Origin of the sequence: Streptomyces tubbatahanensis (assembly GCF_022699385.1) — a bacterium.
In the GTDB taxonomy this organism is placed as follows: domain Bacteria; phylum Actinomycetota; class Actinomycetes; order Streptomycetales; family Streptomycetaceae; genus Streptomyces; species Streptomyces diacarni.
On the sequence record NZ_CP093846.1, the window covers coordinates 4,315,236 to 4,341,320 of the forward strand.

26 protein-coding genes are annotated in these 26,085 nt (G+C 73.6%); 13 read left to right on the forward strand and 13 right to left on the reverse strand.

Annotation, left to right across the window (positions count from 1 at the left end; translation table 11 throughout):
• Positions 1 to 80: 80 nt before the first annotated feature.
• The 3 genes from hpt (at position 81) to folE (ending at position 3,619) form a co-directional block, all read left to right on the forward strand.
• Positions 81 to 620 carry a hypoxanthine phosphoribosyltransferase gene (gene hpt / locus MMF93_RS18515; protein WP_242757646.1) on the forward strand — a complete coding sequence of 180 codons (540 nt, stop codon included), beginning with the start codon at positions 81 to 83 and terminating at the stop codon, positions 618 to 620.
• Between the two features lie 218 nt (positions 621 to 838).
• Positions 839 to 2,860, forward strand: coding sequence for an ATP-dependent zinc metalloprotease FtsH (gene ftsH / locus MMF93_RS18520; RefSeq protein WP_114019031.1), 2,022 nt, complete (start codon positions 839 to 841; stop codon positions 2,858 to 2,860).
• Positions 2,861 to 3,013: 153 nt separating this feature from the next.
• Positions 3,014 to 3,619, forward strand: coding sequence for a GTP cyclohydrolase I FolE (gene folE / locus MMF93_RS18525; RefSeq protein ID WP_242753018.1), 606 nt, complete (start codon positions 3,014 to 3,016; stop codon positions 3,617 to 3,619).
• 83 nt (positions 3,620 to 3,702) lie between these two features.
• Here the strand turns inward: folE and MMF93_RS18530 are convergent, their stop codons facing one another.
• From MMF93_RS18530 to MMF93_RS18560, 7 genes are all read right to left on the reverse strand, one after another.
• Complete coding sequence (locus MMF93_RS18530; RefSeq protein WP_114022033.1) at positions 3,703 to 4,191, reverse strand: DUF3180 domain-containing protein; 489 nt, start codon at positions 4,189 to 4,191, stop codon at positions 3,703 to 3,705.
• A gap of 53 nt (positions 4,192 to 4,244) precedes the next feature.
• A complete protein-coding gene (folK, locus tag MMF93_RS18535) occupies positions 4,245 to 4,841 on the reverse strand; it encodes a 2-amino-4-hydroxy-6-hydroxymethyldihydropteridine diphosphokinase (protein WP_242753020.1) in 597 nt (198 codons plus the stop codon).
• Positions 4,838 to 5,197 carry a dihydroneopterin aldolase gene (gene folB / locus MMF93_RS18540; protein ID WP_114022242.1) on the reverse strand — a complete coding sequence of 120 codons (360 nt, stop codon included), beginning with the start codon at positions 5,195 to 5,197 and terminating at the stop codon, positions 4,838 to 4,840. The genes folK and folB overlap by 4 nt, the downstream gene beginning before the upstream one ends.
• Positions 5,198 to 5,384: 187 nt before the next feature.
• Positions 5,385 to 5,912, reverse strand: coding sequence for a nuclear transport factor 2 family protein (locus MMF93_RS18545; protein WP_242753024.1), 528 nt, complete (start codon positions 5,910 to 5,912; stop codon positions 5,385 to 5,387).
• A complete protein-coding gene (folP, locus tag MMF93_RS18550) occupies positions 5,909 to 6,844 on the reverse strand; it encodes a dihydropteroate synthase (RefSeq protein WP_242753025.1) in 936 nt (311 codons plus the stop codon). Before folP ends, MMF93_RS18545 begins: the two co-directional genes overlap by 4 nt.
• 99 nt (positions 6,845 to 6,943) lie before the next feature.
• A complete protein-coding gene (locus MMF93_RS18555) occupies positions 6,944 to 8,389 on the reverse strand; it encodes a PH domain-containing protein (protein ID WP_423835470.1) in 1,446 nt (481 codons plus the stop codon).
• Positions 8,386 to 8,928, reverse strand: a complete 543-nt coding sequence (locus MMF93_RS18560; protein ID WP_242753026.1) for a PH domain-containing protein — start codon at positions 8,926 to 8,928, stop codon at positions 8,386 to 8,388. The genes MMF93_RS18555 and MMF93_RS18560 overlap by 4 nt, the downstream gene beginning before the upstream one ends.
• A 70-nt stretch (positions 8,929 to 8,998) precedes the next feature.
• On the opposite strand from MMF93_RS18560, the gene MMF93_RS18565 reads away from it, so the two are divergent.
• Positions 8,999 to 10,147: an NADH-quinone oxidoreductase subunit D gene (locus tag MMF93_RS18565; RefSeq protein WP_423835471.1), complete on the forward strand. Its 1,149-nt coding sequence runs from the start codon at positions 8,999 to 9,001 to the stop codon at positions 10,145 to 10,147.
• A gap of 47 nt (positions 10,148 to 10,194) precedes the next feature.
• Here MMF93_RS18565 and MMF93_RS18570 read toward each other — a convergent pair whose 3' ends face one another.
• The 4 genes from MMF93_RS18570 to MMF93_RS18585 all read right to left on the reverse strand — a co-directional run bounded on the left by MMF93_RS18570 (position 10,195) and on the right by MMF93_RS18585 (position 14,112).
• Positions 10,195 to 11,403 carry a hypothetical protein gene (locus tag MMF93_RS18570; RefSeq protein ID WP_242753028.1) on the reverse strand — a complete coding sequence of 403 codons (1,209 nt, stop codon included), beginning with the start codon at positions 11,401 to 11,403 and terminating at the stop codon, positions 10,195 to 10,197.
• Between the two features lie 64 nt (positions 11,404 to 11,467).
• Complete coding sequence (locus MMF93_RS18575) at positions 11,468 to 12,463, reverse strand: ABC transporter substrate-binding protein (protein WP_423835472.1); 996 nt, start codon at positions 12,461 to 12,463, stop codon at positions 11,468 to 11,470.
• Between the two features lie 56 nt (positions 12,464 to 12,519).
• Positions 12,520 to 13,305 carry an ABC transporter permease gene (locus MMF93_RS18580; protein WP_242753030.1) on the reverse strand — a complete coding sequence of 262 codons (786 nt, stop codon included), beginning with the start codon at positions 13,303 to 13,305 and terminating at the stop codon, positions 12,520 to 12,522.
• Positions 13,306 to 13,311: 6 nt separating this feature from the next.
• A complete protein-coding gene (locus MMF93_RS18585; protein WP_242753031.1) occupies positions 13,312 to 14,112 on the reverse strand; it encodes an ABC transporter permease in 801 nt (266 codons plus the stop codon).
• A 228-nt stretch (positions 14,113 to 14,340) separates the two neighbouring features.
• Here MMF93_RS18585 and MMF93_RS18590 point away from each other — a divergent pair, with 228 nt between their 5' ends.
• Positions 14,341 to 15,498 (forward strand): ABC transporter ATP-binding protein, encoded by a 1,158-nt coding sequence (locus MMF93_RS18590; protein ID WP_242757648.1) that lies wholly within the window; start codon positions 14,341 to 14,343, stop codon positions 15,496 to 15,498.
• Positions 15,499 to 15,549: 51 nt separating this feature from the next.
• Here MMF93_RS18590 and MMF93_RS18595 read toward each other — a convergent pair whose 3' ends face one another.
• Positions 15,550 to 16,560 carry an SAM-dependent methyltransferase gene (locus MMF93_RS18595; RefSeq protein ID WP_242753032.1) on the reverse strand — a complete coding sequence of 337 codons (1,011 nt, stop codon included), beginning with the start codon at positions 16,558 to 16,560 and terminating at the stop codon, positions 15,550 to 15,552.
• 115 nt (positions 16,561 to 16,675) lie between these two features.
• On the opposite strand from MMF93_RS18595, the gene MMF93_RS18600 reads away from it, so the two are divergent.
• Together MMF93_RS18600 and MMF93_RS18605 are read left to right on the forward strand one after the other, a co-directional pair.
• Entirely contained in the window at positions 16,676 to 17,908 is a 1,233-nt protein-coding gene (locus MMF93_RS18600) for a sensor histidine kinase (RefSeq protein ID WP_242753033.1), read from the forward strand.
• Between the two features lie 104 nt (positions 17,909 to 18,012).
• Positions 18,013 to 18,690, forward strand: a complete 678-nt coding sequence (locus MMF93_RS18605; RefSeq protein WP_242753034.1) for a response regulator — start codon at positions 18,013 to 18,015, stop codon at positions 18,688 to 18,690.
• Positions 18,691 to 18,726: 36 nt separating this feature from the next.
• On the opposite strand, the gene MMF93_RS18610 is transcribed toward MMF93_RS18605, so the two are convergent.
• The gene (locus tag MMF93_RS18610; RefSeq protein WP_242753035.1) at positions 18,727 to 19,848 is read right to left on the reverse strand and encodes a DUF5937 family protein; all 1,122 of its coding nucleotides are present in this window, start codon (positions 19,846 to 19,848) and stop codon (positions 18,727 to 18,729) included.
• A gap of 133 nt (positions 19,849 to 19,981) precedes the next feature.
• Here MMF93_RS18610 and MMF93_RS18615 point away from each other — a divergent pair, with 133 nt between their 5' ends.
• From MMF93_RS18615 to MMF93_RS18640, 6 genes are all read left to right on the forward strand, one after another.
• Positions 19,982 to 20,230 (forward strand): hypothetical protein, encoded by a 249-nt coding sequence (locus tag MMF93_RS18615; protein WP_242753036.1) that lies wholly within the window; start codon positions 19,982 to 19,984, stop codon positions 20,228 to 20,230.
• A gap of 164 nt (positions 20,231 to 20,394) precedes the next feature.
• Positions 20,395 to 21,420, forward strand: a complete 1,026-nt coding sequence (locus MMF93_RS18620; RefSeq protein WP_242757649.1) for a Rossmann-like and DUF2520 domain-containing protein — start codon at positions 20,395 to 20,397, stop codon at positions 21,418 to 21,420.
• A complete protein-coding gene (gene panC, locus MMF93_RS18625; protein WP_242753038.1) occupies positions 21,417 to 22,373 on the forward strand; it encodes a pantoate--beta-alanine ligase in 957 nt (318 codons plus the stop codon). The genes MMF93_RS18620 and panC overlap by 4 nt, the downstream gene beginning before the upstream one ends.
• Positions 22,370 to 24,190 carry an L-aspartate oxidase gene (locus tag MMF93_RS18630; RefSeq protein ID WP_242753040.1) on the forward strand — a complete coding sequence of 607 codons (1,821 nt, stop codon included), beginning with the start codon at positions 22,370 to 22,372 and terminating at the stop codon, positions 24,188 to 24,190. The genes panC and MMF93_RS18630 overlap by 4 nt, the downstream gene beginning before the upstream one ends.
• Entirely contained in the window at positions 24,187 to 25,263 is a 1,077-nt protein-coding gene (gene nadC, locus MMF93_RS18635) for a carboxylating nicotinate-nucleotide diphosphorylase (protein WP_242753041.1), read from the forward strand. The genes MMF93_RS18630 and nadC overlap by 4 nt, the downstream gene beginning before the upstream one ends.
• Complete coding sequence (locus MMF93_RS18640; RefSeq protein WP_114022018.1) at positions 25,263 to 26,060, forward strand: type III pantothenate kinase; 798 nt, start codon at positions 25,263 to 25,265, stop codon at positions 26,058 to 26,060. Before nadC ends, MMF93_RS18640 begins: the two co-directional genes overlap by 1 nt.
• Positions 26,061 to 26,085 lie beyond the last annotated feature (25 nt).

The following is a 26,085-nucleotide window of genomic DNA, read 5'->3' on the forward strand; positions in this document are numbered from 1 at the left end:
GGTCGACCGCCCGGTCTCCCGGCGGGTCGGGACCTTGGCGGACTCGACGAGCGAGAGCGGCACGGGTGGACGAGAAAGACATGGGCACGGACCTGGAGTCGGTGCTGGTCAGCAAGGAAGAGATCGACGCGAAGCTGGCCGCGCTGGCCGCGCGGATCGACGCGGAGTACGCGGGCAAGGACCTGCTGCTGGTCGGGGTGCTCAAGGGCGCGGTCATGGTGATGGCGGACCTGGCGCGGACGCTGTCCACCCCGGCGACGATGGACTGGATGGCGGTCTCCTCCTACGGAGCCGGGACCCAGTCCTCGGGGGTGGTCCGCATCCTCAAGGACCTGGACACCGACATCAAGGGCAGGCACGTCCTGATCGTCGAGGACATCATCGACTCGGGTCTGACGCTGTCGTGGCTGCTGTCGAACCTCGGCTCGCGCGAGCCCGCCTCGCTCAACGTGTGCACGCTGCTGCGCAAGCCGGACGCGGCCAAGGTGGCGATCGACGTGAAGTGGGTGGGGTTCGACATCCCCAACGAGTTCGTCGTCGGCTACGGGCTGGACTACGCGGAGAAGTACCGCAACCTCCCCTTCGTCGGCACGCTCGCCCCGCACGTCTACGGCGGCTGACGCAGCATTTCGTACAGGCTTTCGGTTCGCGAATCCCCGGCGCTCCGCACGGGATTCCGGGCCGGGAACACAGGGACGGTTCCCCTCGTTGGACGTGCGGAGGACGGTGTGGTTGACCGTCCTCGGCGGCGCCGGGTGACAATGCTGGGGTACCGTCCGAAGGTCAGGCTTTTCAACTCACTGTGGCAGGAGGGACGGGGCGCACGCGCTCCGTATGGATGGACGTGAAGCGATACTTCCGCGGGCCGGTCATGTGGATCGTGCTGGCCGTCCTTGCCGTGGTCGTGTTGATGCAGGTCGTCGGCTCGTCCGGCGGCTTCAAGACGGTGGACACCGGCCAGGTCGTACAGGCGATCCGACAGGACAAGGTGAAGTCCGCCGAGCTCACCACGGGCGACGAACAGATCGTCAAGCTGGAGCTCAAGGACGGCGCCAAGGTCGAGGACAGCGACAAGATCAAGGCGAGCTACATCGACGACCAGGGCGTCGACATCGCCAAGGAGCTTCAGCAGAAGTACGACCAGAAGGAGATCCCGAAGGGATACACGGTCGCACCGCAGAAGCAGAACCCGTTCGTCGGGATGCTGATCTCCTTCCTGCCGTTCGTGCTGATCATCGTCATCTTCCTGTTCTTGATGAACCAGATGCAGGGCGGCGGCTCCCGAGTGATGAACTTCGGGAAGTCCAAGGCCAAGCTCATCACCAAGGACACCCCGAAGACGACGTTCACCGACGTGGCAGGTTCGGACGAGGCCGTCGAGGAGCTCCAGGAGATCAAGGAGTTCCTGCAGGAGCCGGCCAAGTTCCAGGCGGTCGGTGCCAAGATTCCCAAGGGCGTGCTGCTCTACGGCCCTCCGGGCACGGGTAAGACACTGCTGGCCCGCGCCGTCGCGGGCGAGGCCGGCGTGCCCTTCTACTCGATCTCCGGCTCCGACTTCGTCGAGATGTTCGTCGGCGTCGGCGCCTCCCGGGTGCGCGACCTGTTCGAGCAGGCCAAGGCCAACGCGCCGGCCATCGTCTTCGTCGACGAGATCGACGCCGTCGGCCGCCACCGCGGCGCCGGCATGGGCGGCGGCCACGACGAGCGCGAGCAGACGCTCAACCAGCTGCTGGTCGAGATGGACGGCTTCGACGTGAAGGGCGGCGTCATCCTGATCGCCGCCACCAACCGGCCCGACATCCTGGACCCGGCGCTGCTGCGCCCGGGCCGCTTCGACCGGCAGATCGCCGTCGACAGGCCGGACATGCAGGGCCGCCTGGAGATCCTCCAGGTCCACCAGAAGGGCAAGCCGATGGCGCCCGACGTGGACCTGAGCGCGGTCGCCCGGCGCACCCCCGGCTTCACCGGCGCCGACCTGAGCAACGTCCTCAACGAGGCCGCGCTGCTCACGGCCCGTGGCGACCAGAAACTGATCGACAACAAGTTCCTGGACGAGGCGATCGACCGCGTCGTGGCGGGTCCGCAGAAGCGGACCAGGATCATGAGCGACAAGGAGAAGAAGATCACCGCGTACCACGAGGGCGGGCACGCCCTGGTCGCGGCGGCCTCACCGAACTCCGACCCCGTCCACAAGATCACCATTCTGTCCAGAGGCCGGGCCCTGGGCTACACGATGGTGCTCCCCGACGAGGACAAGTACTCCACCACGCGGAACGAGATGCTCGACCAGCTCGCCTACATGATGGGCGGCCGCGCGGCCGAGGAGCTCGTCTTCCACGACCCGACCACGGGCGCGGCCAACGACATCGAGAAGGCCACGACCACGGCACGGGCGATGGTCACCCAGTACGGCATGACCGAGCGGCTGGGCGCCATCAAGTTCGGCTCCGACCAGTCCGAGCCCTTCCTGGGCAAGGAGATGGGCCACCAGCGCGACTACTCCGAGGAGGTCGCCGGGCTGGTGGACGAGGAGGTCAAGAAGCTGATCGAGACGGCGCACAACGAAGCCTGGGAAATCCTGGTGGAGAACCGCGACGTCCTCGACAACCTCGTCCTGGCCCTGCTGGAGAAGGAGACGCTGAACAAGGAGGAGATCGCCGAGGTCTTCGCCCCTGTCGTCAAGCGTCCCGGGCGCCCCGCGTGGACCGGTTCCTCGCGCCGCACCCCCTCCACCCGGCCTCCGGTCTCCGCCCCGCCCGCCGCACTGACGGGCGGTAACAACGGCACCAACCTCGGCAAGGAGATCGGCCCCCGCGACTCGGACGCCATCGTCGAGCCCGTGGACCCGGACAACGGATAATCCCAGGTCGGCGGGGTAGCCCCGCGCCCGGGAGACCTCCGGCGGAATGTCAGCCGCGCCCCTCGCGTTAACGTCGAGGGGCGCGGCTTTCCGCTGTGTGCACGCAAGGGCTGAGTTGGAGCCCCCTGCGCGAGTCAAGGAACGAGGGACCACATGACCGACCCGGTGACCCTGGACGGGGACAGCCCGATAGGCGAGTTCGACGAGAAGCGCGCCGAGAACGCCGTACGCGAGCTCCTCATCGCCGTCGGCGAGGACCCCGACCGCGAGGGGCTGCTGGAGACCCCGGCGCGGGTGGCGCGGGCGTACCGCGAGATGTTCGCGGGGCTGCGTCAGCGCCCCGAGGACGTGCTGACGACGACGTTCGACCTGGGCCACGACGAGCTCGTCCTGGTCAAGGACATCGAGGTCGTCAGCCAGTGTGAGCACCACCTGCTGCCGTTCCACGGCGTGGCGCACGTGGGCTACATCCCCGCCGCCAGCGGGAAGATCACCGGCCTGTCGAAGCTGGCCAGGCTGGTCGACGTGTTCGCCCGCCGCCCCCAGGTGCAGGAGCGGCTGACCACCCAGATCGCCGACTCGCTGATGCGGATACTGGAGCCGCGCGGGGTGATCGTCGTCATCGAGTGCGAGCACATGTGCATGTCGGTGCGCGGGGTGCGCAAGCCGGGGGCCAAGACGACGACGTCGGCGGTCCGCGGGCAGCTCCGCGACGCGACCACACGCGCCGAGGCCATGAGCCTGATCCTGGCCAAGTAGCCGCCGGCCCGTGACGAGGGCCTCGGAGCGCTCCGGCCCGCGCAGCGCCCCGCCGGGCGCTGCGCGTGGTGCCCGGCGGGGCGCTACGCGCGGGCCGTCGGCGGGCGGTGGTCCTCGTCGTCGTCGGGAAGACGGCAGACGCGTTCGAGGTAGACGGCGGCCGCTATCACGGCGATGCCCGCGACGACGGAGAGGCCCGCGTAGAGGGACTGGGTCGCGCGGGCCGGCACGTCGGCGCGCTCGGTGATCAGGAACAGCCCCGCACCGCCGTACATGCCGGACACCAGTGCCGCGACCAGGGCGCTCGCCTGGCCGAAGAGGGCGGCGCGTGCGGGCATCATCGGATCCACGCCCTCGGCGTCCGGCTCCCGCTCGCGCTGCGCCTTCAGCCTGGAGCGCAGCGAGAGCGCGGTGGCCAGCAGGACCGCCGCGATGGCGCCGAGCACGATGGGGGCGGCGACGGGGACGCCCGGCAGCGTGCCCAGCGAGTCCCAGAGCCTCGCCGCGCCCCACGAGAGCACCCCGGCGACGGCGAAGAGCGCCGCCAGGGTGCGGACTCGGAGTTGGTTCATCGGTCTTCCACCTCGCGGGGGTGCGGTGTCGGCAGCGGCACGGGCACCAACGCTCAGGAGGGCAGGACGAGTTCCAGGTCGGGGCGGGCGGTGACGCCCTCCCGGCCGAGGGAGGCGAGCAGGGCCTCGATCGCGCCGTGGCCGGGAACCTCCGCCGCCGGGTCGATGTCGTGCCAGGGCACGAGGACGAACGCGCGCTCGTGCGCCCGCGGGTGCGGCAGGGTGAGCTGCGGGTCGTTGGAGACGATGCCCTGGTAGGCGACGATGTCCACATCGATGGGCCGCGGACCCCAGCGCTCGTCGCGGGTGCGTTCCAGCGCCTCCTCGATGGCGTGCCCGCGCTCCAGGAGCGAGGAGGGCGGCAGGGTGGTCCGTACGACGACGATCGCGTTGAAGTAGCTGGGCTGGCTGTCGGTCTCGACGCCCCACGGTTCGGTCTCGTAGACCGGGGAGACGGCCTTGACCTTCAGCCCGGGGGTGTCCGCGAGCGCGTCGACGGCGCTCTGCAGGGACTCCAGCCGGTTGCCGAGGTTGCTGCCCAGCGACAGGACCGCGGTGTTGGGGTTGTGCAGGGTCGTGTCGGCCGCATCCACCTGCTGCACCACCGAGGCGGGCACCGGCTGTACGGTCGGGTCACTGTTCGGCGTCATGCGCGGCTCCGCTTGATAGTGATGGTCACGTCTTCGAAGGGGACGGTGATCGGCGCCTCCGGCTTGTGGACGACCACCTCGACCTCCTGGACGGCGTCGTGCCGCAGGCAGGTGTCGGCGATCCGCTGGGCGAGCGTCTCGATCAGGTCGACGGGTTCGCCCGCGAGCACCGCGACGACCTCCTCGGCGACGACGCCGTAGTGGACCGTACGGGACAGGTCGTCTCCCGTCGCGGCCGGGCGCGTGTCGAGGCCCATGTCGAGGTCCACGACGAAGGTCTGCCCCCGCTCGCGCTCCTCGCTGAACACGCCGTGATGCCCACGCGCCGTGAGGCCGCGCAGTGCGACGCGATCCACGCGCATCACTCCCGTCGGTCGTACGAGTCCGGTACCGGCCTACCGCGGCACCGGATCGAATCTACCCGCGTACTCGGCGGCTCGCGGCGCCGCCTACCCCACAGCGTCACAGCCCACGCGCGCATTCCCGGCCGACGATCCGCCGACGAGCCCCACGCGGGAGGTGACGGCTGCCGACGAGGGCGGCTCAGAGCTCGATGTCGCCCTGGCCGAGGTCTCTCTCGTCCTCGCCGGGGCCGTCCTCGTCCTGCTCGACGAGGACGGGCGAGCCGTGGTGGGACCACAGCTTCCACTCCCCGCCCTCGGTACGGCGGAAGACGTTGGTGGCCACCACGAGTCCGCCCACCAGGGGCCCCGCCGAACCGTCCTGCTCGGCGGGGCCGCCGGAGAGGATGTTCTCCGTGCAGCTCACCAGGGCGGTGTCGCCGAGCACGGAGATCTCGGTGTCCGTCAGGAAGAACTGCACGTAGTCGGTGTTCGCCATGATCAGGGCGTAGGAGCGCAGCACCTCGCCGCGCCCGGTGAGCACCGGCCAGCCGGGGTGGACGACGCGGACCCCGTGCTCGCCCTCGCCGCCTTCCGGGTCCGCGGGGTCGTCGGCGCCCTCGCCGAGCCACATGCCCGACAGCGCCTCGAGGTCGCCGCGTTCGATCGCGTCGTAGAGCGCGGTGTTGGCGGCGTCGACCGCCTCGATGTCGGTGTCGGTGCCGCTCACCGCCGCGTCTCCGCGGGGTCCGGGTCTTCCGGGGCCTTCCCCCGCTGTCCCAGGGTCTCCGGAAGCGCGTCGGCGGCCGACTCGACGGCGCGCGCGACGCGCACGGCGTCGGCACTGGCGCGCACCTCGTGCACCCGTACCGCCCACGCCCCCTCGCGCGCGGCGAGCGCCGAGACGGCGGCCGTGGCGGCGTCGCGTTCCCTGGCGGGCGGCGGCGCCGTGTCCTTGTCGTCGGCCAGCACCCTGCCCAGGAAGCGTTTCCTGGAGGCGGCGACGAGCAGCGGCCGGTCCAGCTCGGCCCGCATCCTGGCCAGCGCCGCGACGAGGGCGAGGTCGTGCTCGGCCCGCTTGGCGAAGCCCAGGCCGGGATCGAGCAGGACGCGGGACGGGGCGATGCCGCCGTCCACGGCGCGGCGTACCGAGTCCGCGAGCTCGCCGATGACCTCGCCGACCACATCGGTGTAGACGGCGCGGTTGTTCATGTCGATGCTCTGGCCGCGCCAGTGCATCACCACGAACGGCACGCCGGCCTCGGCGACGACGGGCACCATGGCGGGGTCGGCGAGACCGCCGCTGACGTCGTTGACGAGGACCGCGCCCGCCTCCAGCGCTCGTGCCGCCACCGAGGCGCGCATCGTGTCGACGCTGACGACGACTCCTTCACCCGCCAGCCCGCGCACGACGGGCAGCACCCGGCGCAGCTCCTCTTCCTCGCTCACGCGTGCGGCTCCTGGGCGGGTGGACTCACCGCCGACGTCGACGAGGTCGGCGCCCTGGGCCACCAGGTCGAGTCCGTGCTTGACCGCCGTCCCGGTGTCGAACCAGCGCCCCCCGTCCGAGAACGAATCGGGGGTCACATTGACCACACCCATCACCGCGCAGCGGTCCCACTCGGGGAGGCCGTCCACGCGGCCCCGCGTTCTCGCACCCATGTGCCCAGGGTAGGCGTCCGCAGGACACCCGGCGGCCCCAGGCCCGCGCGGAGGCGCCGGGAGGCCGGTCGCTCGCCCGGGCGGCGCCGGGGAGGCCGGTCAGTCGCCCGGTGGCGGGCCCTGTGCGGTCAGCCAGCGCTCCGGGGCGGCCGTGCGGCGGCCGGTGCGGGAGCGCTCCGCCTGGGCGCCCAGCAGGGCGTGGGCCTCCTCGACGTCGCGCAGTCTGGCGCGGGTGGTGCCGCCCGCACCGTGGTCCAGCGAGACGTCCGCGAGCCGGTGCCGGCGCTGCCAGGGGCCCTGTTCGAGGCGGACGCTCTGCACCTTGGCGTGCGGCACGAGGGTGGTGCGGCGCTTGAGGAGGCCCTGGCGGGTGACGAACACCTCGCCGGTCACCCCGCACCCGTAGCCGCGCCGCACCACCGGGGCGCACCAGCGGGCCCGCCGGGGCACGGGTGTGAGCGCGGCGGTGGCGGCGTCCAGATCGACACCGGGCAGCACCCGGGCGAGGACCGCCGCGGCCTGCGGCCACGGGGCGACGGGGAGGAGCAGGCCGCCGCTGTCGTCCTTGACGGGGTTGCCCGCGCCCGCGACCGCCAGCTCGACCCGCGTCCAGCCGCGCCGCCGCCACAGCAGCGGTTCGACGAGGTGGACGGCCTGGACCCGGCCGGGCGGCACGGTCGCGTGCCGGCGGTCCAGCAGCCCGGAGTCGAGGCGGAGGCCGTCCGGCGACTCGGCGACGGTCCAGTCGAACTCGCGGATCACCCGCCCAGCTCCGCTGGCCCACACCCCGCCGGCCAGCGGAAACGCCGTCGCCAGCGCGGGCCACACGCTGTCCGAGGCCAGGTAGATCAGCGGCGGCGCGACGAGCAGCGCGAGCAGCGTCCCCCACCCGGCGCCCAGCAGCGCCACGCTCATCACCAGCGTGCGCAGCGGCACGCGCAGCAGCTCGCGGGAGGGCGCCTCGCCCGCCTCGGCGGCCGCCTCGGGCGCGATCCCGGCCGCGCGGGCCAGCAGCTCGGCGCGCAGCGCGACCGCTTCCCGCTCGCCGAGAAACGCCAGCTCGTCCCTGGACGCGGTGCCCACGGCGTCCAGCTTCAGCTTGGCCACGCCCGCCACCCGGGCCAGCAGCGGCCGGGCGACGTCCACGGCCTGCACGCGGTCGAGCCGGATGTGCGCGGTGCGGCGGAAGAGCAGTCCTGTGTGGATGCGCAGCTCGGTGTCCGTGACCAGGTAGCTGGTGCACCACCACGTCAGGAAGCCGTACGCGGCGGCCAGCGGCAGCAGCACCAGCAGGCCGAGGGTCGCCCACCCGACCGTCAGGTGCGCGGACCACTCGCGGGCCTGCTCGGCGTCGTGCGCCACGAACGCCAGCAGCGCGGCGAGCGGCGCCCAGGCCCGCCGCCAGGGCGTGACGGGGTGCAGCGGCTTTCCCTCGGGCCGCCGCGGCAGCCACCGCGGCCCGGGCTTAAGGCCGTCGCCCTGGGGCTTCGGCGTGGCGTCGCCGCCCCGCTGTTCGGGCCCGCGCGGCCCGGCCGGGCCCGTCACAGCCCCGCCGAACGGGCCTCGCCCAGCTCCGTGAGCCGGTCGCGCAGCCGTGCGGCCTCCGCCGGGGCCAACCCCGGAATGGTGGCGTCCGTCGTCGCCGCTGCGGTGTGCAGCTGGAGCCGGGAGAGCCCGTAGCGGCGCTCCAGCGGTCCCGACGTCACCTCGACGAGCTGCATCCGCCCGTAGGGCACCACCGTCGTCTCCTGCCACAGCACCCCGTGCGAGATGAGCAGGTCGTCCGCGCGCTCCGCGTACCGCCACGAGCGCCAGTTGCGGCGCAGCGCGCCCCACCCCCAGGCCGCCGCCGCGAGCGGCAGCAGCGCGCACGTTGCCCACGCCGCGCCGAGCGTCAGGGCGAGCACCACCCCGGCCGCGACGGCGAGCGGCAGCAGCCACGACAGCAGCACGAGCCTGCGCAGCGGCAGCAGCGCCCGCTCGACGCCGCGCCACTCGGACGCGGCCTCGCCGGGCGCCGCCCCGCTGGGCGCTGCCTGGCCTGAGGCCGTCTCGGCGGACGGAACGGAGGTGGGGTCGGTCATCTGCTCAGCGTACGAGCGGGCGCCGGGACGCCGTGTCCACCGTGAGGAGGAAGCTGACAGGATGAGCCTCATGACTCAGACGGAGACGACCGTTGGTATCGGCGGGGCGGCCGAGAGCACCGACATGGTGCTCAACATCGGTCCGCAGCACCCCTCCACGCACGGCGTGCTGCGGCTGCGGCTGGTCCTGGACGGGGAGCGGATCGAGCGGGCCGAGCCGGTGGTCGGCTACATGCACAGGGGAGCGGAGAAGCTCTTCGAGGCGCGCGACTACCGCCAGATCATCGTGCTGGCCAACCGCCACGACTGGCTCTCGGCGTTCTCCAACGAGCTGGGCGTGGTCCTCGCCGTCGAACGGATGCTCGGCATGGAGGTGCCAGAGCGCGCGGTGTGGACCCGCACTCTGCTGGCCGAGCTGAACCGGGTGCTCAACCACCTGATGTTCCTCGGCTCCTACCCGCTGGAGCTGGGCGGGATCACGCCGGTCTTCCACGCGTTCCGGGAGCGCGAGGAGCTCCAGAACGTCATGGAGGAGGTCTCCGGCGGCCGGATGCACTACATGTTCAACCGCGTCGGCGGGCTCAAGGACGACCTCCCGGCCGGCTGGCGCGACCGCGCACGGCACGCGGTGGCCGCCGTCCGCTCCCGCATGGGCACCTTCGACGACCTGGTCCTCGGCAACGAGATCTTCCGCGGCCGCACCCGCGGGATCGGCGTGCTCAGCCCCCAACTGGTGCACGCGTACGGCGTCAGCGGCCCCCTCGCCCGCGCGTCCGGCGTCGACTTCGACCTGCGGCGCGACGAGCCCTACCTCGCCTACGGCGCACTGGCGGACACCCTGCGGGTCGTCACCCGCCAGGCCGGTGACTGCCTGGCCAGGTTCGAGGTGCTCCTCGACCAGGTGCACAACTCCCTCGACCTGGCCGACGCCTGCCTCGACCGGCTCGCCGAGCTGCCGCCCGGGCCCGTCAACCAGCGGCTGCCCAAGGTCCTCAAGGCTCCCGAAGGCGCGACCTACGCCTGGACGGAGAACCCGCTCGGGCTCAACGGCTACTACCTCGTCTCCAAGGGCGAGAAGACGCCCTACCGGCTCAAGCTGCGCTCCGCCTCGTTCAACAACATCCAGGCACTGACCGAACTGCTGCCCGGCACGCTGGTCGCGGACATGGTGGCGATCCTGGGGTCCTTCTTCTTCGTCGTCGGCGACATCGACAAGTAGCCGGGCGGCCGCCGGCGGCACGCCGCGGCCGCCCGCCACCGACCGGCTCAGGAACGCGAGCCGCTCCCGCGCCTGTCGCGGCCGAAGAAGTCGAACGCGCCGGTGTCGCCCTCGCGCCCGTCCGGTTCGGCGCCCCCCTCGTCGGGATCCCTCCTGCGCGCGGGCTTCGCCTGCGGCGGTACGGGAGACGCCGGTGCGCCGGGCCCCGCGGGGGCGGCCGGAACAGCGTCGGCCCCCGCGCTCCCGTCGGCGTCGGCGCCGGGCACGACCCGAGCGGGCGGCATGGGCCCAGGACCCGAACTCCACCCCACACCACGCCCAGGCCCCGCGTCCGCCCCCGAGTCCCTCTCCGGAGCGGCGCCCGCGTCCGGAGCGGCATCGGTGCCGGGTGCGGCGTCCGCGCCCGCACGCGGGGCGGCATCATCCGTGTCCGTGACGGCGTCCGGGGCGCGGCCCGCGTCCGTGGCTCGGTCCGTGTCCGTGTCCGTGGCGCGGTCCATGTCCGTGGCGCGGTCCGTGTCCGTGGCCGCGGAGCCGGCCTTCGGGGTCGCGCTCCCGGCGCGGTCGCGGTCCGCGCCAGGGGCCGGCGCGGAGGGCTCGGGGAGGTCCTCCCTGTCCGCGTCCCGCCGGGCCGCGGCGGCACGCTGCCGCACCACGTTCCTGGCCAGGGCGGTCAGCGCCTCGTCGGCCCGCAGGTAGGTCAGCGGGGTGGGGGCGCCGGAGAGGCGGCGGTGGTCCGTGGCGTCCTTGGTCAGCGCTCTGCTGCCCCCGGCGGGGGCGCCGGACTCCAGCTCCAGCAGCCGCCGGCCCTCCAGCGCGCTGGCGCGCCGGGTCTCGGCGTGGGCGTAGCGGCGGAGCAGGTCGGCGTGTTCGGAGCGGAGCCTGGTCAGCTCGGCGCGCTTGCCGCGCAGCTTGCCGACCAGCTTGTCGCGGACCTCGCGCAGCTCCTCGGCCTCGCCTTCCAGCTCGGCCTGTTTCTCCTCGGCCCGCCACGCCGTGCTGGCCATCCGCGCCTTGAGGTCGCCGACCTGTCTGCCCGCGGCCCGGTCCCACCGGCGGAGCAGCACGGAGCCGGTGACGGCTGCGGCGGCCGCGGCGGTGGCGAGGGCGCGCAGGACGACGGTGTCCAGGTCGCCGACGCCCGGTTCGCCCACCAGCCAGGTACCGCCGGCGCAGGCCAGCGCGGCCACCGCTACCGCCGCCGGGGGGAGCAGGCGGTGCAGCGGCGGGGAATGGCGATGACGTCCACGTGGCATGGCTGGGAATTTACCGTGTGCGGCTCGTGCGGCGACACCGGCCGAGGTCGCCGCGGGGGTGTCCTTATGCCAGGTTCTTCTCCGCGAGGTAGTCCTCGGCGACGTCCTTGGCCTTCTTGCGTTCCTGGTCGACCTGGCGGTTGAGGTCGGTCAGGTCCTTGGTGGTCAGGGTGCGGGTGAGCTCGTCGAGGGCGCTCGCGACCTTCTTGTCGCCCGCGTCGTCGGCGTTGACGACGGGCAGGACGTTGTCGGCGTTCTGGAGTTTCTTGTCGTCCTGGAGGATGACCAGGTCGAACTGGTCGAGGGTGGCGTCCGTGGTGGTGGTCAGGACGAGCTGGTCCTTGCCGTCCTTGACGGCCTGCTTGGACTGGCTGGTGCCCACGCCCTTGGGGTCGATGCCCTTGACGTCGATGCCGTAGGTCTTCTCCAGCCCCGGCTGGCAGAAGGGGCGGGTCTCGCACTCGTCGCCCGCCGCGACGGTGACGCTCTCCTTGGACGCGCCCAGGTCGCTGAGGGTCTTGAGCTTGTGCTTCTTGGCGTAGTCGGCGGAGACGGCGAACGCGTTCTGGTCCACCGCCTTGCCCGCGTCCAGGACCTTCAGGCCGCGCGGTTCGGCCAGCTTCCGCAGGGCCTCGACGGTCTTGTCGGCGTTCGGCGAGGCGACGGGGTCCGCCTTGGGGCCGTTCTTCTTCGCGTTGAGGAACTCGGCCATCGTCGCGGCGTACTCCGGTACGACGTCGATGCGGCCCTTCTCCAGCTCGGGCGCGTACAGCTCGCGGTTCTTGACCTTCTTGACGCTCGTCTTGTAGCCGGCCTCGGACAGGACGCCGGCGTACAGCTCGGCGAGGATCTCCGATTCGGTGAATCCCGCGGAGCCGATGACGAGGCTGCCCTTGCCGCCGCTGCTGCCGCCTTCCTTCTCCAGGTCGTTGCCGCCGCAGGCGGCGAGCGAGAGGGTCAGTGCGGCGACGGCGCCGCCCGCGGCGAGGGCGCGCCGGCGCGCGGGGGCGCGCCGGGTGGTGGGGCGCTGCGCGCGCGGGGTGGTCGGGGTGGAGGCCATCATGCGTCCATTCGTCCGGATGTCTGTGGTCGTCTGTCGGGCGTGGGCGGCGGGCGTCAGGCCGCGGAGTGCGAGGGAGCCGGGGTTTTGGTGGTCCGGCCGGTGCTGTCCGGGCCGCCGCCCGTCCCGTCCGCGCCGTCGCCTTCGCCGGTCTCCGCGGCGGCGGGCCGGGGCCCGGGGCCGCGGCGCATCGGGTCCAGCAGCCGCTCGACGAGTGCCAGCGCGCGCTCCACCAGCAGCGCCAGGACGGCCACCAGCAGTGCTCCGGCGACCACCTGCGCGGTGTCGTAGTTGCCGAACCCGGCGGTGATCAGCCGTCCGAGGCCGCCGCCGCCGGGCAGCGCGGCGAGCGTGGCGGTGGCGACGAGTTGGACGGCGGCCGTCTGGATTCCGGTCATGATCAGGGGCAGGGCGAGGGGGAGTTCGACCTGGCGCAGCAGCTGCCATCCCGTCATGCCCATGCCCCGTGCGGCCTCGACGACCTCGCGGTCGGCCTCGCGTACGCCCGTGTAGGCGTTCGTGAGCAGCGGAGGCAGGGCGAACAGCACCAGCGCCACGATCGTCGCCCAGTCGCCGTGCCGGCCCAGCGGGCCCATCGAGAGCAGGACGAGCACGGCGAAGGTGGGGATCGCGCGGCCCGCGTTGGACAGGTTGACCGCGAGCGCGCCGCCGCGCCCCACGTGGCCGAGCCACAGCGCCAGCGGCAGGGCGATCGCGCAGGAGAGCAGCAGGCAGACGCCTGTCAGGTAGGCGTGTTCGGTGAGGCGCTGGAGCACCCCGCCGTTCTCCGTCCAGTGGGATCCCGTGGTCAGCCACGTCCACACGTCGGTGACGATGCCCATGGCAGCTCAGCCCGCCTTTCCGACGAGGTCCGTGCCGGTGGTGTCGGCCGGCGGCGGGGCGGCCGTCTTCGACGGTGCCTTCCCCGTCCGGCCGCTGCGCTTCCCTCCGCGCCGGGCGCGGGTGCGGCTCCGCGTCCAGGGGGTCAGCGCCCGCCCGAGCCACAGGAGCAGCACGTCGGCGGCGACGGCGAGGAGGACGCAGATCGCGGAGGCGGTCAGCACCTGCGACTTGAAGTAGCTCTCCATGCCGTCGTAGATGAGGTTGCCCAGGCCGCCGTAGCCGACGATGGCGCCGATGGTGGTCAGCGACACCGCCGTGACCGTCGCGATGCGCACCCCCGCCAGCAGCGCCGGCAGCGCCAGGGGCAGCTCGACCTCGAACAGCAGCCTGCCGGGCCCGTACCCCATGCCGCGGGCGGCCTCCCTGGCCTCGGCCGGGACGGCGTCCAGACCCGCGAGGATGTTGCGCACCAAGACGGTGAGCGAGTACAGCACCAGGCCGGTGACCACCACGGCTGCGGAGAGTCCGAAGACGGGCAGCAGCAGCGCGAACATCGCCAGCGACGGGATGGTGTAGAGCACCGTCGTCACACCGAGGGCGGGGCCGCGGGCCGCGCGCCAGCGGCGGGCCGCGACGGCCAGTGGCAGCGCCAGCAGCAGGGCGATGCCGACGGAGGCCGCGGTGATCCAGACGTGCTCGACCGTGGCGTCGAGCAGTTCGCTCTGCCGGGTGCGCAGGTATTCCCCGCACAGCCAGTCGTTCTGTGCCAGACAGCCCTCCGGGCCGCCCGTCGCCGTGCTGCTCACGCCGGTCACCTCCCCGTGCCGTGCGGTCCCACCGTGATGTCGGCCGACCCTATCCCGACAGACTGACAATCGGTCCGCAGTGCCGTACCCCCGCAACGCGGTGTTCATCCACGGCGCGGAGGATGGGGGGCGCGGATGATTGAAGGATTGAGAGATTGTCGCGGTGCCGTGTTTCGGTGTTCGGTACCACAGGAGAGGTCCGGGTCCGACGGGGATAAGAGGATGACCATGATTCGCTTCGAGAACGTGACCAAGCGCTATCCCGACGGGACGGTCGCCGTCGAGGGGCTGTCCCTCGAGGTCGCCGAGGGCGAGCTGGTCACGCTCGTCGGGCCCTCGGGCTGCGGCAAGACCACGACCATGAAGATGGTCAACCGGCTGATCGAGCCGACGCAGGGCCGCATCCTGGTGGCCGGCGAGGACATCGCCGGGGTCGAGCCGGTCGAGCTGCGCCGCCGGATGGGCTACGTCATCCAGCAGACGGGTCTCTTCCCGCACCGCACGGTGCTGGACAACACGGCCACCGTCCCGCACCTGCTGGGCTGGCCGAAGGCGCGCCGGCGGGAGCGCGCCCGCGAGCTGCTGGACCTGGTGGGTCTGGACCCGGCCGTCTTCGGCGACCGCTACCCCGACCAGCTCAGCGGCGGGCAGCGGCAGCGGGTGGGCGTGGCGCGGGCGCTGGCGGCCGATCCGCCGGTGCTGCTGATGGACGAGCCGTTCGGCGCGGTGGACCCGGTGGTGCGCGAGCATCTGCAGACCGAGTTCCTGCGCCTCCAGTCGCGGCTGCACAAGACGGTGCTGTTCGTGACGCACGACATCGAGGAGGCCGTCCGGCTCGGTGACCGCATCGCCGTCTACGGGGAGGGCCGGATCGAACAGTTCGACCGGCCCGCCACGGTGCTGGGCGCCCCCGCCTCGCCGTACGTGGCCGATTTCGTCGGCGCCGACCGCGGTCTCAAGCGGCTGTCCGTCACCCCCATCGAACCCGGTGACCTGGAGGAGCCGCCGACCGTCCACCTCAGCGACCGCCTGGACAAGGCGGCGCGGCGGATGGCCGCGGCGGGCGCCCGCTGGGCCGTCGTGCTCGACGACGCCGACGAGCTGCACGGCTGGGTCTCGGCCGGTGTGGTGGAGGCCCAGGAGGGCACGGTGGCCCACCACGCGCGGCGCATGGAGGCGTGGCTGCCGCTCGGCTCCTCTCTCAAACAGGCGTTCAGCACGATGCTCCAGCACGACGCGGGCTGGATCGCCGTCCTGGACGGTGACAGGTTCGTCGGCGTCCTCACCCCGTCGCGGCTGCACGCGGCGCTGCGGCGCTCCATCGACGCCGACGCCCGCGAAGTGGGCAGGACAGAGGTGGAGCTGGAGTCGATCGAGAGCTCCTGAAGCGGGAGGGCCACGGGAGTGTCGTTCCCGGTCCCAGGGGGGGGGCGGCTCTCAGCCGAGTCCCACCGTGCAGTCGATCTCCGACACGAGCCAGCCGAAGCCGCCGAGCCCGCCCGCGTCCAGCAGCTCGGCGGCCTCGCAGGACGCGCTCAGCCCGCGCACGTAGGCGGCGGGGTCGGAGCGGGCCAGGGCGAGGTCCGGGCGGCGGCCCGTGATGCCCAGTGCGCCGAGCGCGGCGCGCTGGTCGAGCAGCCTGGTGGTGCCGGGCGCGCTCGCGGCGACCGCGTCGAGGGCCACGTGGGAGGTCACATCGCGGCTGCCGTCCGGTACGGGCAGGCAGCCGCGGCCCTCGCGGTACCCGGCGAGGGTGCCGAACGGGGGGCGGGTCGCGCGGGTGTGCCCGTAGTCGACGGCGACGGCCACGCCGCGGCGCACGCTGCCGGCGGCGCGCGCCCAGGCGGCGTCGCGCGGGTGGCCGATCTCGGCGCGGGCGCCTTCGTCCGCCTGGTCCAGCGGCCACCACCGCTCCAGCCACCGGGCGTCGGCGCCGGTGACGGGCGGCCCGTGCCGTTCGGTGCCGTCGGGGGCGACCAGCACCAGCCGGGCGGTCCCCGTGCGGTCGTTCTCGGCGACGTCGACGGGCACGTTGTCCAGCCACTCGTTGGCGAACAGCAGCCCCGTCACCGTGGCGGGGTCCGGCAGGCGCGTACACCAGCGGACGGCCGAATCGAGGCCCTCGGGGCGCGGCCGGTGTTCGACGGCGGTGAGGCGCAGGCGCGCCGGCACCTCCGCGCCGGCGGCCTTCTGCTCGCGCAGTGCGGCCGCCACCCCCGTGAGGAGTTCCCCGGCGCCGGCGCCGACGTCGACCAGGTCGAGGCGCGGCGGGTGCCCCAGGGCCGCGTCCACCCGCAGCAGGAGGCGCGTCACCGCGTGGGCGAAGAGCCCGGAGGCGTGCACGGAGGTGCGGAAGTGAGCGGCGGGCGCCTGACGGGTGTAGAAACCGCCGGGCCCGTACAGGGCGGTGGCGGTGGCCGAGCGCCAGCCGGGCAACGGGGGGAGCATGGGCCTCACCGTATGCGCGGACCGGGATCCTCCACCTTGGGGAGTAGGAGCGCCGCCCACGGATCGGCCGTCCGGTTGACCCCCGCACGTGCCCGGTCTGCATACGCTGGGTGACGTGCATCGGCTCTACGACTTCATCCGCAGGCACCCCACGTGGGTGGACAGCCTCTGGGCTGTCGCGCTGCTGATGCTGTCGTCGCTGTGGATCGTCGCCGGCGTCTCCGCGCCGCCGGAGGCGGAGGGGCTCGCGACCACGCCCCGGCAGCAGATCGCCATGATCCCCATCGCGCTCGCGCTGAGCGCGGTCGTGGCGCTGCGCCGCAGGGCTCCCGAGAAGATGCTGGTGCTGGCCACCGGTACGGGCGTGGCGCAGGTGGTCGTCGACGTCAGCGTGTTCCCCGGAAACTTCGCGTTCCTGGTCATCGTCTTCACCGTCGCCTCCCGGCACGTCCGGTGGGCCTCCAGGTTCGCGCTGGCGGGCGCGCTGCTGGCCCCCACCATCAACACGCTGCGCTGGCCGAGCACGACGGGCGGCCTGGCGAACGACATCTTCGGCACGCTGTTCATGACACTGGCGTTCGTGATGGCCTGGGTGCTCGGCGACTCGCTGCGCACCCGCCGCGCCTACTACCTCCAGCTGGAGGAGCGCGCCCGGCGGCTGGAGAAGGAGCGGGAGGCGCAGGCCAAGGTGGCCGTCGCCGCCGAGCGGGCCCGGATAGCGCGCGAGCTGCACGACGTGGTGGCGCACAACGTGTCCGTGATGGTCGTCCAGGCCGACGGCGGCGCCTACGTGCTGGACAACGCGCCTGACCAGACCCGCATGGCGCTGGAGACCATCTCGGGCACGGGCCGGCAGGCGCTCGCCGAGATGCGCCGCCTGCTGGGGGTGCTGCGCAGCGAGGACGGCGGCAAGCGGGACGGCGGCGAGTACGTGCCGCAGCCCGGTGTGGAGCAGATCGCCGACCTCGTCGAACAGGTGCGCGGCGCGGGCCTGACCGTCGACTTCCGGGTCGAGGGCGTCCCGCACCCGCTCCCCAGCAGCGTCGAGCTGACCGCGTACCGCATCGTGCAGGAGGCGCTGACCAACACCCGCAAGCACGGCGGCCCCGACGTGGGGGCGACCGTGCGGCTCCGGTACACCGACGAGGAGCTGTCCGTCCTCGCGGAGGACGACGGGCGTGGCGCCCAGCGCGAGCTGTACGAGGAGGGCGGCGTGGACGGTCTGGGCCACGGGCTGATCGGCATGCGCGAGCGGGTCGGCATGGTGGGGGGCGCGCTGGAGGCCGGGCCCCGCGCCGGCGGCGGCTTCCGCATCTGTGCGGCCCTCCCCCTCAAGGGCGCCGGCTGACCCTGACCGGGGCGCCGGGGCCTTCCCTCCGACGTCCCCCCCCGGTCCCTCCGCCCCCGTCACCTCCCCCTGTCCCCGCCCTCCCCGACCGAGAAGGACCCCGCATGACGATCCGCGTGATGCTCGTCGACGACCAGGCGCTGCTGCGCACCGGCTTCCGCATGGTGCTCACCGCGCAGCAGGACATGGAGGTCACCGCCGAGGCGGGCGACGGCGCCGAGGCGCTGGCGATCCTGCGCCAGACGCCGGTGGACGTGGTGCTGATGGACGTGCGGATGCCGAACGTCGACGGGGTCGAGGCCACCCGCCGCATCTGCGAGGGCGGCGAGGGCGGGCCCGGCAGCCCGAAGGTGCTGATCCTGACCACGTTCGACCTGGACGAGTACGCGTTCTCCGCGCTCAAGTCGGGGGCCAGCGGCTTCATGCTCAAGGACGTGCCGCCCGGCGACCTGCTGGAGGCCATCCGCGCGGTGCACAGCGGGGACGCGGTGGTGGCGCCCAGCACCACGCGGCGGCTGATCGACCGGTTCTCCTCGGTGCTGCCCGCCACCGCCACCGAGCCGGTCGCCAAGGAGCTGGAACGCCTGACCGAACGCGAGCGGGAGGTGCTCACCCTCATCGCCCAGGGCCTGTCCAACGGCGAGATCGCCGCCCGGCTGGTGCTCTCCGAAGCGACGGTCAAGACCCACGTGGGCCGCATCCTGGCCAAGCTGGGGCTGCGCGACCGTGTCCAGGCGGTCGTCCTGGCGTACGAGACGGGCCTGGTGAGGGCGGGGAGCTGAATCCTCCGGACGTCGGCGGGGCCGCCAGGCCCCGTGTCACCGCAGCACCGTCTCCAGGAAGTCGCTGCCCAGCCGCCCCACGACCTTCAGATCCAGCTGGTACTGCACATACCGGCCGCGCCGCCTGGCCGTGATCAGACCGGCCTTCTTCAGCACCGCCAGGTGCCGGGAGACCTCCGGGGAACTGAGCGCGTACTGGTCGGCGAGTTCGCTCGTGGAGTAGGGCGCCCGGGCCAGGTTCCGGCACAGCCGCATCCGCATCGGATGCGCCAGGGCCTCCATCCGCAACTTGAACTGGTCCACCGACAGCGGCCCCGGCAACTCGGGCGCCGCGACCGGATAGTGCACGACGGGCCGCCACCCGTGCCGGTGCAGCACCACCAGGTGCGGCCACTGGTGGATGGACGGGACGAACGTCACGCCGGGCCCCACCGCGGGGTCCACGGCCGTGGTGCGCGCGCTGGCGAGCTTGTCGGCGTCGATGACGCCGCCCGCCTCGTCGGTCGACAGCGCGGGGGAGACGGCCGCCAGGGTCGCGGCCAGCCCCTTGCGGCGCAGCAGCTCCGTCTTCTCGCGCGCGTCGGCGGTCAGCTGGAGCCGCACCCGCCTCCAGGTGTCGGCGAAGAAGGCCTGGTCGCAGTCCTCGAACAGGCGGCGTATCCAGGACCGCACGGCGGGCGGGTCGTCCAGCAGCCGCTGGGTGAACCGCTGCTGCTGCGGCCCGCGAGCCGCGGCCAGGTCGAGCGCCCGCTCCCGCAGTGCCGCGTCGGCCAGCGGCGAGCGCACCGCGTCGGTTCCGTAGAGCGCACCGCAGGTGAACTCCAGGGCGGCCATGACGTAACTCTCGTCGTCGAGCCGGTCGAGCAGGTCCAGGTCCTGCGCGAGCGTCCCGCCGGGCTGCGCGGAGGCGTCCCGCAGTCCCGCGAAGCCCAGCAGGATGTCGGAGAAGGTGGTCCGCCACAGGAAGTCGGCCTCGCACAGCCGGTCGGCCAGATCCTGCTTGAGCGAGGCGTTGGTGGCGGTCGCCCAGCCGTGCACCCCGGGGTGGTGTCCGGGCTCGGCCAGGGTGTGCAGCGCCGTGCCCAGTTCGGCCAGCGGCGAAGGGGCGAAGACGACACGCTCCAGGGGCAGCCCCGCGATGTGGATGGTGACGCTCATGCCCTCCATCCTGCCTGCCGGGGACGGCCGTTCCCCGCTCGATTGACGGGCCTCGTCAATCGAACGGGTACCGATTGACGAGGCCCGTCAACTCGCGTGCCGGGCCGGGAAACGGCGGCGCACCGTCGGGTCCATGAGCATCAGTGAGCAGTACGCGATGGACACCTGGCGGCTCCAGTCCCGGGGGCAGGCGCCGCCACCGGCACCGGGCACGCACGAGGCGAAGCTCCTGCGGGCCTGGTGGGTGGCGCGCAGGGAGGCGAGGAGGGAACTCGGCCTGACCCGCGCCGCCGAGCGGGCCGCCGAACGGGAGCGCGAGCAGGGCGCGGCGGCGAGCGGGGCCGCACCCCGACCCCTCCGGCGGCGCGCGCGGAGGGCTTAGCATGGCGAGGTCTCGTCCGGTACCGGCCACTGAGCGGACCGGAACGCATACGGAAGGCCTCTTTCGTGAACGCACACCACCCTCACCACCCGCCCCCCGGCGACGGGCCGCAGGGCGCCGGGGCGCCCTCGCGGCCCGCGGCCGGTGGCGGCCCCGAGCCGTCCGTGCCGGCGCGGGCCGAGGACCGCCCGGCACGGCTGTCGGTCGGCGTCGTCGGCGCGGGACGCGTCGGCCCCGCGCTGGCGGCGGCGCTGCGGCTGGCGGGACACCGCCCGGTCGCGGTCTCCGGCGTCTCGGACGCCTCCAGGCGCCGCGCGGCCGAGCTGCTGCCCGGCGTCCCCGTGGTCGGCCCGGACGAGGTGCTGGCCCGCTCCGAACTCGTCCTGCTGACCGTCCCCGACGACGCGCTGCCCGGCCTGGTCGCGGGCCTGGTCAAGACCGGTGCCGTGCGCCCGGGACAGCTGGTGGTCCACACCTCGGGCCGGTACGGCGTCTCCGTCCTGGAGCCCGCGCTGGCCGCCGGAGCGCTGCCGCTGGCACTGCACCCGGTGATGACCTTCACGGGCACGGCGGTGGACGTGCAGCGGCTGGCGGGCTGCTCGTTCGGGGTGACGGCGCCCGAGGAGCTGCGGCTGGCGGCCCAGGCGCTGGTCATCGAGATGGGCGGGGAGCCCGAGTGGGTCGCGGAGGAGGCCAGGCCGCTCTACCACGCGGCCCTCGCCATCGGCGCCAACCACCTGGTCACCCTCGTCAACCAAGCCATGGAGCTGCTGCGCACCTCCGGGGTGCAGGCCCCCGACCGGATGCTGGGGCCGCTGCTGGGCGCCGCCCTCGACAACGCGCTGCGCTCCGGTGACGCCGCACTGACCGGCCCCGTCGCCCGGGGGGACGCCGGCACGGTCGCCGCCCACGTCGCCGAGTTGCGCCGGCACGCACCGCGGACGGTGGCGAGCTACCTCGCGATGGCGCGGGCCACCGCCGACCGCGCACTCGACCACGGCCTGCTCACGGCGGGGCACGCGGGCGATCTGCTGGACGTCCTCGGCGCCGGCACGCACGAGCGGGGCAGCGGCGCGGGCGGCCCCCACGGCACGGGCGGCCCCCACGGCGCGGGCGACCCCCACGGCGCGGGCGGAACGGGCGGCACCGACGAGGGGGACGACGGGAGCGACGGGGAGGCCCGCGCATGACCGCCCACGTCGTCACCACCGCCGCCGAGCTGCGCGGCCTGCGCGGGGACACCGGCGCGGAGCGCGCCGTCGTCATGACGATGGGCGCCCTGCACGAGGGCCACGCCGCGCTGGTGCGAGCGGCCCGCGAGCGCGTGGGACCCGGCGGGCAGGTCGTCGTCACCGTCTTCGTCAACCCGCTCCAGTTCGGCGCGGGCGAGGACCTGGACCGCTACCCGCGCACCCTGGAGGCCGACGTGCTGATCGCCGGCAAGGAGGGCGCGGACGTGGTCTTCGCGCCGCCCGTCGAGGAGGTCTACCCCGGGGGCGAACCCCAGGTGCGCGTCTCGGCGGGTCCGATGGGCGACGTCCTGGAAGGTGCCTCGCGCCCCGGGCACTTCGACGGCATGCTCACCGTCGTCGCCAAACTGCTCCACCTGACCGCGCCAGAGGCGGCCTTCTTCGGCCAGAAGGACGCCCAGCAGCTGGCCCTGGTCCGCCGCATGGCCGAGGACCTCAACTTCCCCACCGCGATCGTCGCCGTTCCCACCGTCCGCGAGGACGACGGGCTCGCCCTCTCCAGCCGCAACCGCTACCTGGGCGAGCCGGAACGCACCCACGCGCTCGCCCTCTCCCGCGCCCTGCGCGCCGGGGAACAGGCGGCCGTCGCCGGACCGGCAGCCGTGCTGCGCGCCGCCCACGACGTGCTGGCCGGACAGGGCCACCCGGTGGAAGACCGTGACGACCGCGACGGCTCCGACGACCGCGACCGCTCCGACGACCGCGACCGCTCCGACGGCTCGGACGACCCCGACGGACTCGACGTCGACTACGTGGCCCTCGTCGACCCGGCGAGCTTCCGGGAGATCACCGACGCCGCCTGGCAGGGGGAAGCCCTCCTCGCCGTCGCGGCCCGCGCGGGCCGCACCCGGCTGATCGACAACGTCCCCCTGCACCTTGGAGCCCCGCGATGACCCGTACCGGCGGGCAGCCCGCAGCCACCCCCGGCATAGCCGGCGGCTCCCTCCCGGCGCCGCCGGCGGGCTGGAGCCTGGAGGCGGACGTGGTCGTCGTCGGCTCGGGCATCGCAGGACTGACCGCCGCACTGCGCTGCGCGGCACGCGGCGCCCGCACGGTCGTCGTCACCAAGGCGCGGCTCGACGCCGGCTCCACCCGCTGGGCCCAGGGCGGCATCGCGGCAGCGCTCGGCGAGGGCGACACCCCGCAGCAGCACCTCGACGACACCCTCGAAGCGGGGGCGGGGCTGTGCGACGAGGCAGCCGTCCGCACCCTCGTCACCGAGGCCCCCGGAGCGATGCGACGGCTCATCGCGTCCGGCGCCCGGTTCGACACCTCTCCCGCGACCGGGCGGATCGCCCTCACCCGGGAGGGCGGCCACCACCGGGACCGCATCGCCCACGCGGGCGGCGACGCCACCGGAGCGGAGGTCTCCCGCGCCCTGGTCGAGGCCGTACGGCAGCAGTCCATCCGCACCGTCGAGAACGCCCTCGTCCTCGACCTCCTCACGGACGCCGAAGGCCGCGCGGCGGGCGTCACCCTGCACGTCATGGGCGAGGGCCGGCACGACGGGGTCGGCGCCGTCCGCGCGCCCGCCGTCGTCCTGGCCACCGGCGGCATGGGCCAGGTCTTCGCGGCCACCACCAACCCCGCGGTCTCCACGGGCGACGGCGTCGCCCTCGCGCTGCGCGCCGGCGCGGAGGTCTCCGACCTGGAGTTCGTCCAGTTCCACCCCACCGTCCTCTACCTCGGCCCCGACGCGGAGGGCCAGCAGCCCCTGATCTCCGAGGCCGTACGGGGCGAGGGCGCCCACCTCGTCGACGCGGCCGGCGTCCGCTTCATGCAGGGCGCCCACCCCCTCGCCGAGCTGGCCCCCCGCGACATCGTCGCCAAGGGCATCACGCGCCGCGCCGCCGCACAGGGCACCGACCACATGTACCTGGACGCCCGCCACTTCGGCGCCGCCATGTGGGAGACGCGCTTCCCCACCATCCTCGCGGCCTGCCGCGCGCACGGCATCGACCCCGTCACCGATCCGGTGCCCGTCGCCCCCGCCGCCCACTACGCCAGCGGCGGCATCCGCACCGACCTGGCAGGACGCACCACCGTCCCCGGCCTCTACGCCTGCGGCGAAGCCGCCTGCACCGGAGTGCACGGCGCCAACCGCCTCGCCTCCAACAGCCTGTTGGAAGGCCTGGTCTTCGCCGAGCAGATCGCGGAGCGGGTCGGCGAGCAGCTCACCGGGCAGCTCGCCGGACAGCTCGGCGAGCCGGCCGGTGCCGCCCCCGGCCCGGCGTCCCGCGAAGCGGAGCCCCCCGGCGCGGCTCCCTCGGCGGCCCCCTCCGCGGGCGCCTCCCCCCGCCAGGCCGTGCTCCTTCCGCCCACCGCCCGCGCCGAGATCCAGCGCATCATGTCCAGCGGCGCGGGCGTCCTGCGCTCCGCGCGCTCCCTCACGGAGGCCGCCGAGCGGCTCGCCGCCCTCACGCCCTCGCCGGACTCCCCGGACGTCCCGGATGCCAAGCCCGCCGAACCGGGCGTCGACACCTGGGAGACGGCCAACCTCCACCTGGTCGCGCAGGTCCTCGTCGCGGCGGCGCTCCGCCGCCAGGAGACCCGGGGCTGCCACTGGCGGGAGGACCACCCGGACCGCGACGACACCACCTGGCGCCGCCACCTGGTCGTCAGCACGCCCCCCGGCGGACGCTTCACCGTCCGCACCACCGACACGACCGCCTTTCCCCCGGTCATGAGCGAGCACAAGGAGCACAAGTGACCGACGACCTCCCCCTCCTCCAGATCGGCAGGGGCCCGGCGGAACAGCCAGAGGAGGCAGGCGGCTGCGGCGACGCCTGCGGCTGCTCGGCCGGTGCCGCCGACGACCCGGGGCTCGACCCGCTGGAGTGCGGCCTCGACCCCGACCTGGCCCAACTCCTCCTCGACGCGGGCCTCGACCCGGTCCAGATCGAGGACATCGCCCACCTCGCTGTCGAGGAGGACCTCGACCGCGGCGTGGACGTCACCAGCGTGGCGACCATCCCCGACGAGGCCGTCGCCACGGGCGACTTCACCGCACGCGAGGCGGGCACCGTCGCGGGGCTCCGCGTCGCCGAGGCCGTCCTGTCCGTCGTGTGCACCGACGAGTTCGAGGTCGAACGCCACGTCCTGGACGGTGACCGGGTGGAGGCAGGGCAGCGGCTGCTCACCGTCCGCACCCGCACCCGCGACCTGCTCACGGCCGAACGCAGCGCCCTCAACCTGCTGTGCCGCCTCTCGGGCATCGCCACCGCGACCCGCGCGTGGGCGGACGCGCTGGAGGGCACGAAGACGGCGGTCCGCGACACCCGCAAGACGACTCCCGGGCTGCGCGCCCTGGAGAAGTACGCGGTGCGCTGCGGCGGCGGCGTCAACCACCGCATGTCCCTCTCGGACGCGGCGCTCATCAAGGACAACCACGTCATCGCGGCCGGCGGCGTCGCGGAGGCGTTCGCGCGCGTGCGGGCCGAGTTCCCCGACGTGCCGATCGAGGTGGAGGTCGACAGCCTCGACCAGATCCCGCCCGTCCTGGACCAGGGCGCCGACCTGCTGCTGCTGGACAACTTCACGCCCGGCATGACGACCGAGGCCGTCACCCTGGTCGCCGGGCGGGCGCGGCTGGAGTCCTCGGGGCGCCTCACGCTCGACAACGCCGCCGAGTACGCCGCGACCGGCGTCGACTTCCTGGCCGTCGGCGCGCTGACGCACTCGTCCCCGATCCTCGACATCGGCCTCGACCTGCGCGCCGAGAGCGGCGCGGGCGACGCCGACGGCGCTGACGAGGCGGCGGACGCCGGTAAGGAGCGGCCCTGATGCTGCTCACCATCGACGTGGGCAACACCCACACCGTGCTGGGCCTCTTCGACGGCGAGGAGATCGTCGAACACTGGCGCATCTCCACCGAGGCGCGCCGCACCGCCGACGAACTGGCCGTGCTGCTCCAGGGCCTGATGGGCATGCACCCCCTCCTCGGCGACGACCTGAGCGACAACGTCGAGGGCATCGCCATCTGTTCGACCGTGCCCTCCGTGCTGCACGAGCTGCGCGAGGTCACCCGGCGCTACTACGGCGACATCCCGGCCGTGCTCGTCGAACCCGGCGTCAAGACGGGCGTGCCGATCCTCATGGACAACCCGAAGGAGGTCGGCGCCGACCGCATCATCAACGCGCTCGCGGCCGTCGAGCTCTACGGCGGCCCGTGCGTCGTCGTCGACTTCGGCACCGCCACCACCTTCGACGCGGTCTCCGCGCGCGGCGAGTACGTGGGCGGCGTGATCGCGCCCGGCATCGAGATCTCCGTCGACGCGCTCGGGATGCGCGGCGCCCAGCTCCGCAAGATCGAGATCGCCCGGCCGCGGAGCGTCATCGGCAAGAACACCGTCGAGGCCATGCAGTCGGGCATCGTCTACGGCTTCGCCGGGCAGGTCGACGGCGTCGTCCACCGCATGGCGTCCGAACTGGCCGACGACCCCGAGGACGTCACCGTCATCGCGACCGGCGGCCTGGCCCCCATGGTCCTGGGCGAGTCCGCGGTCATCGACGAACACGAGCCCTGGCTCACCCTGATCGGACTCCGTCTGGTCTACGAACGGAACGTCGACCGCGGCTGACCGGCCCGACGCGGCGGCGGGGCGG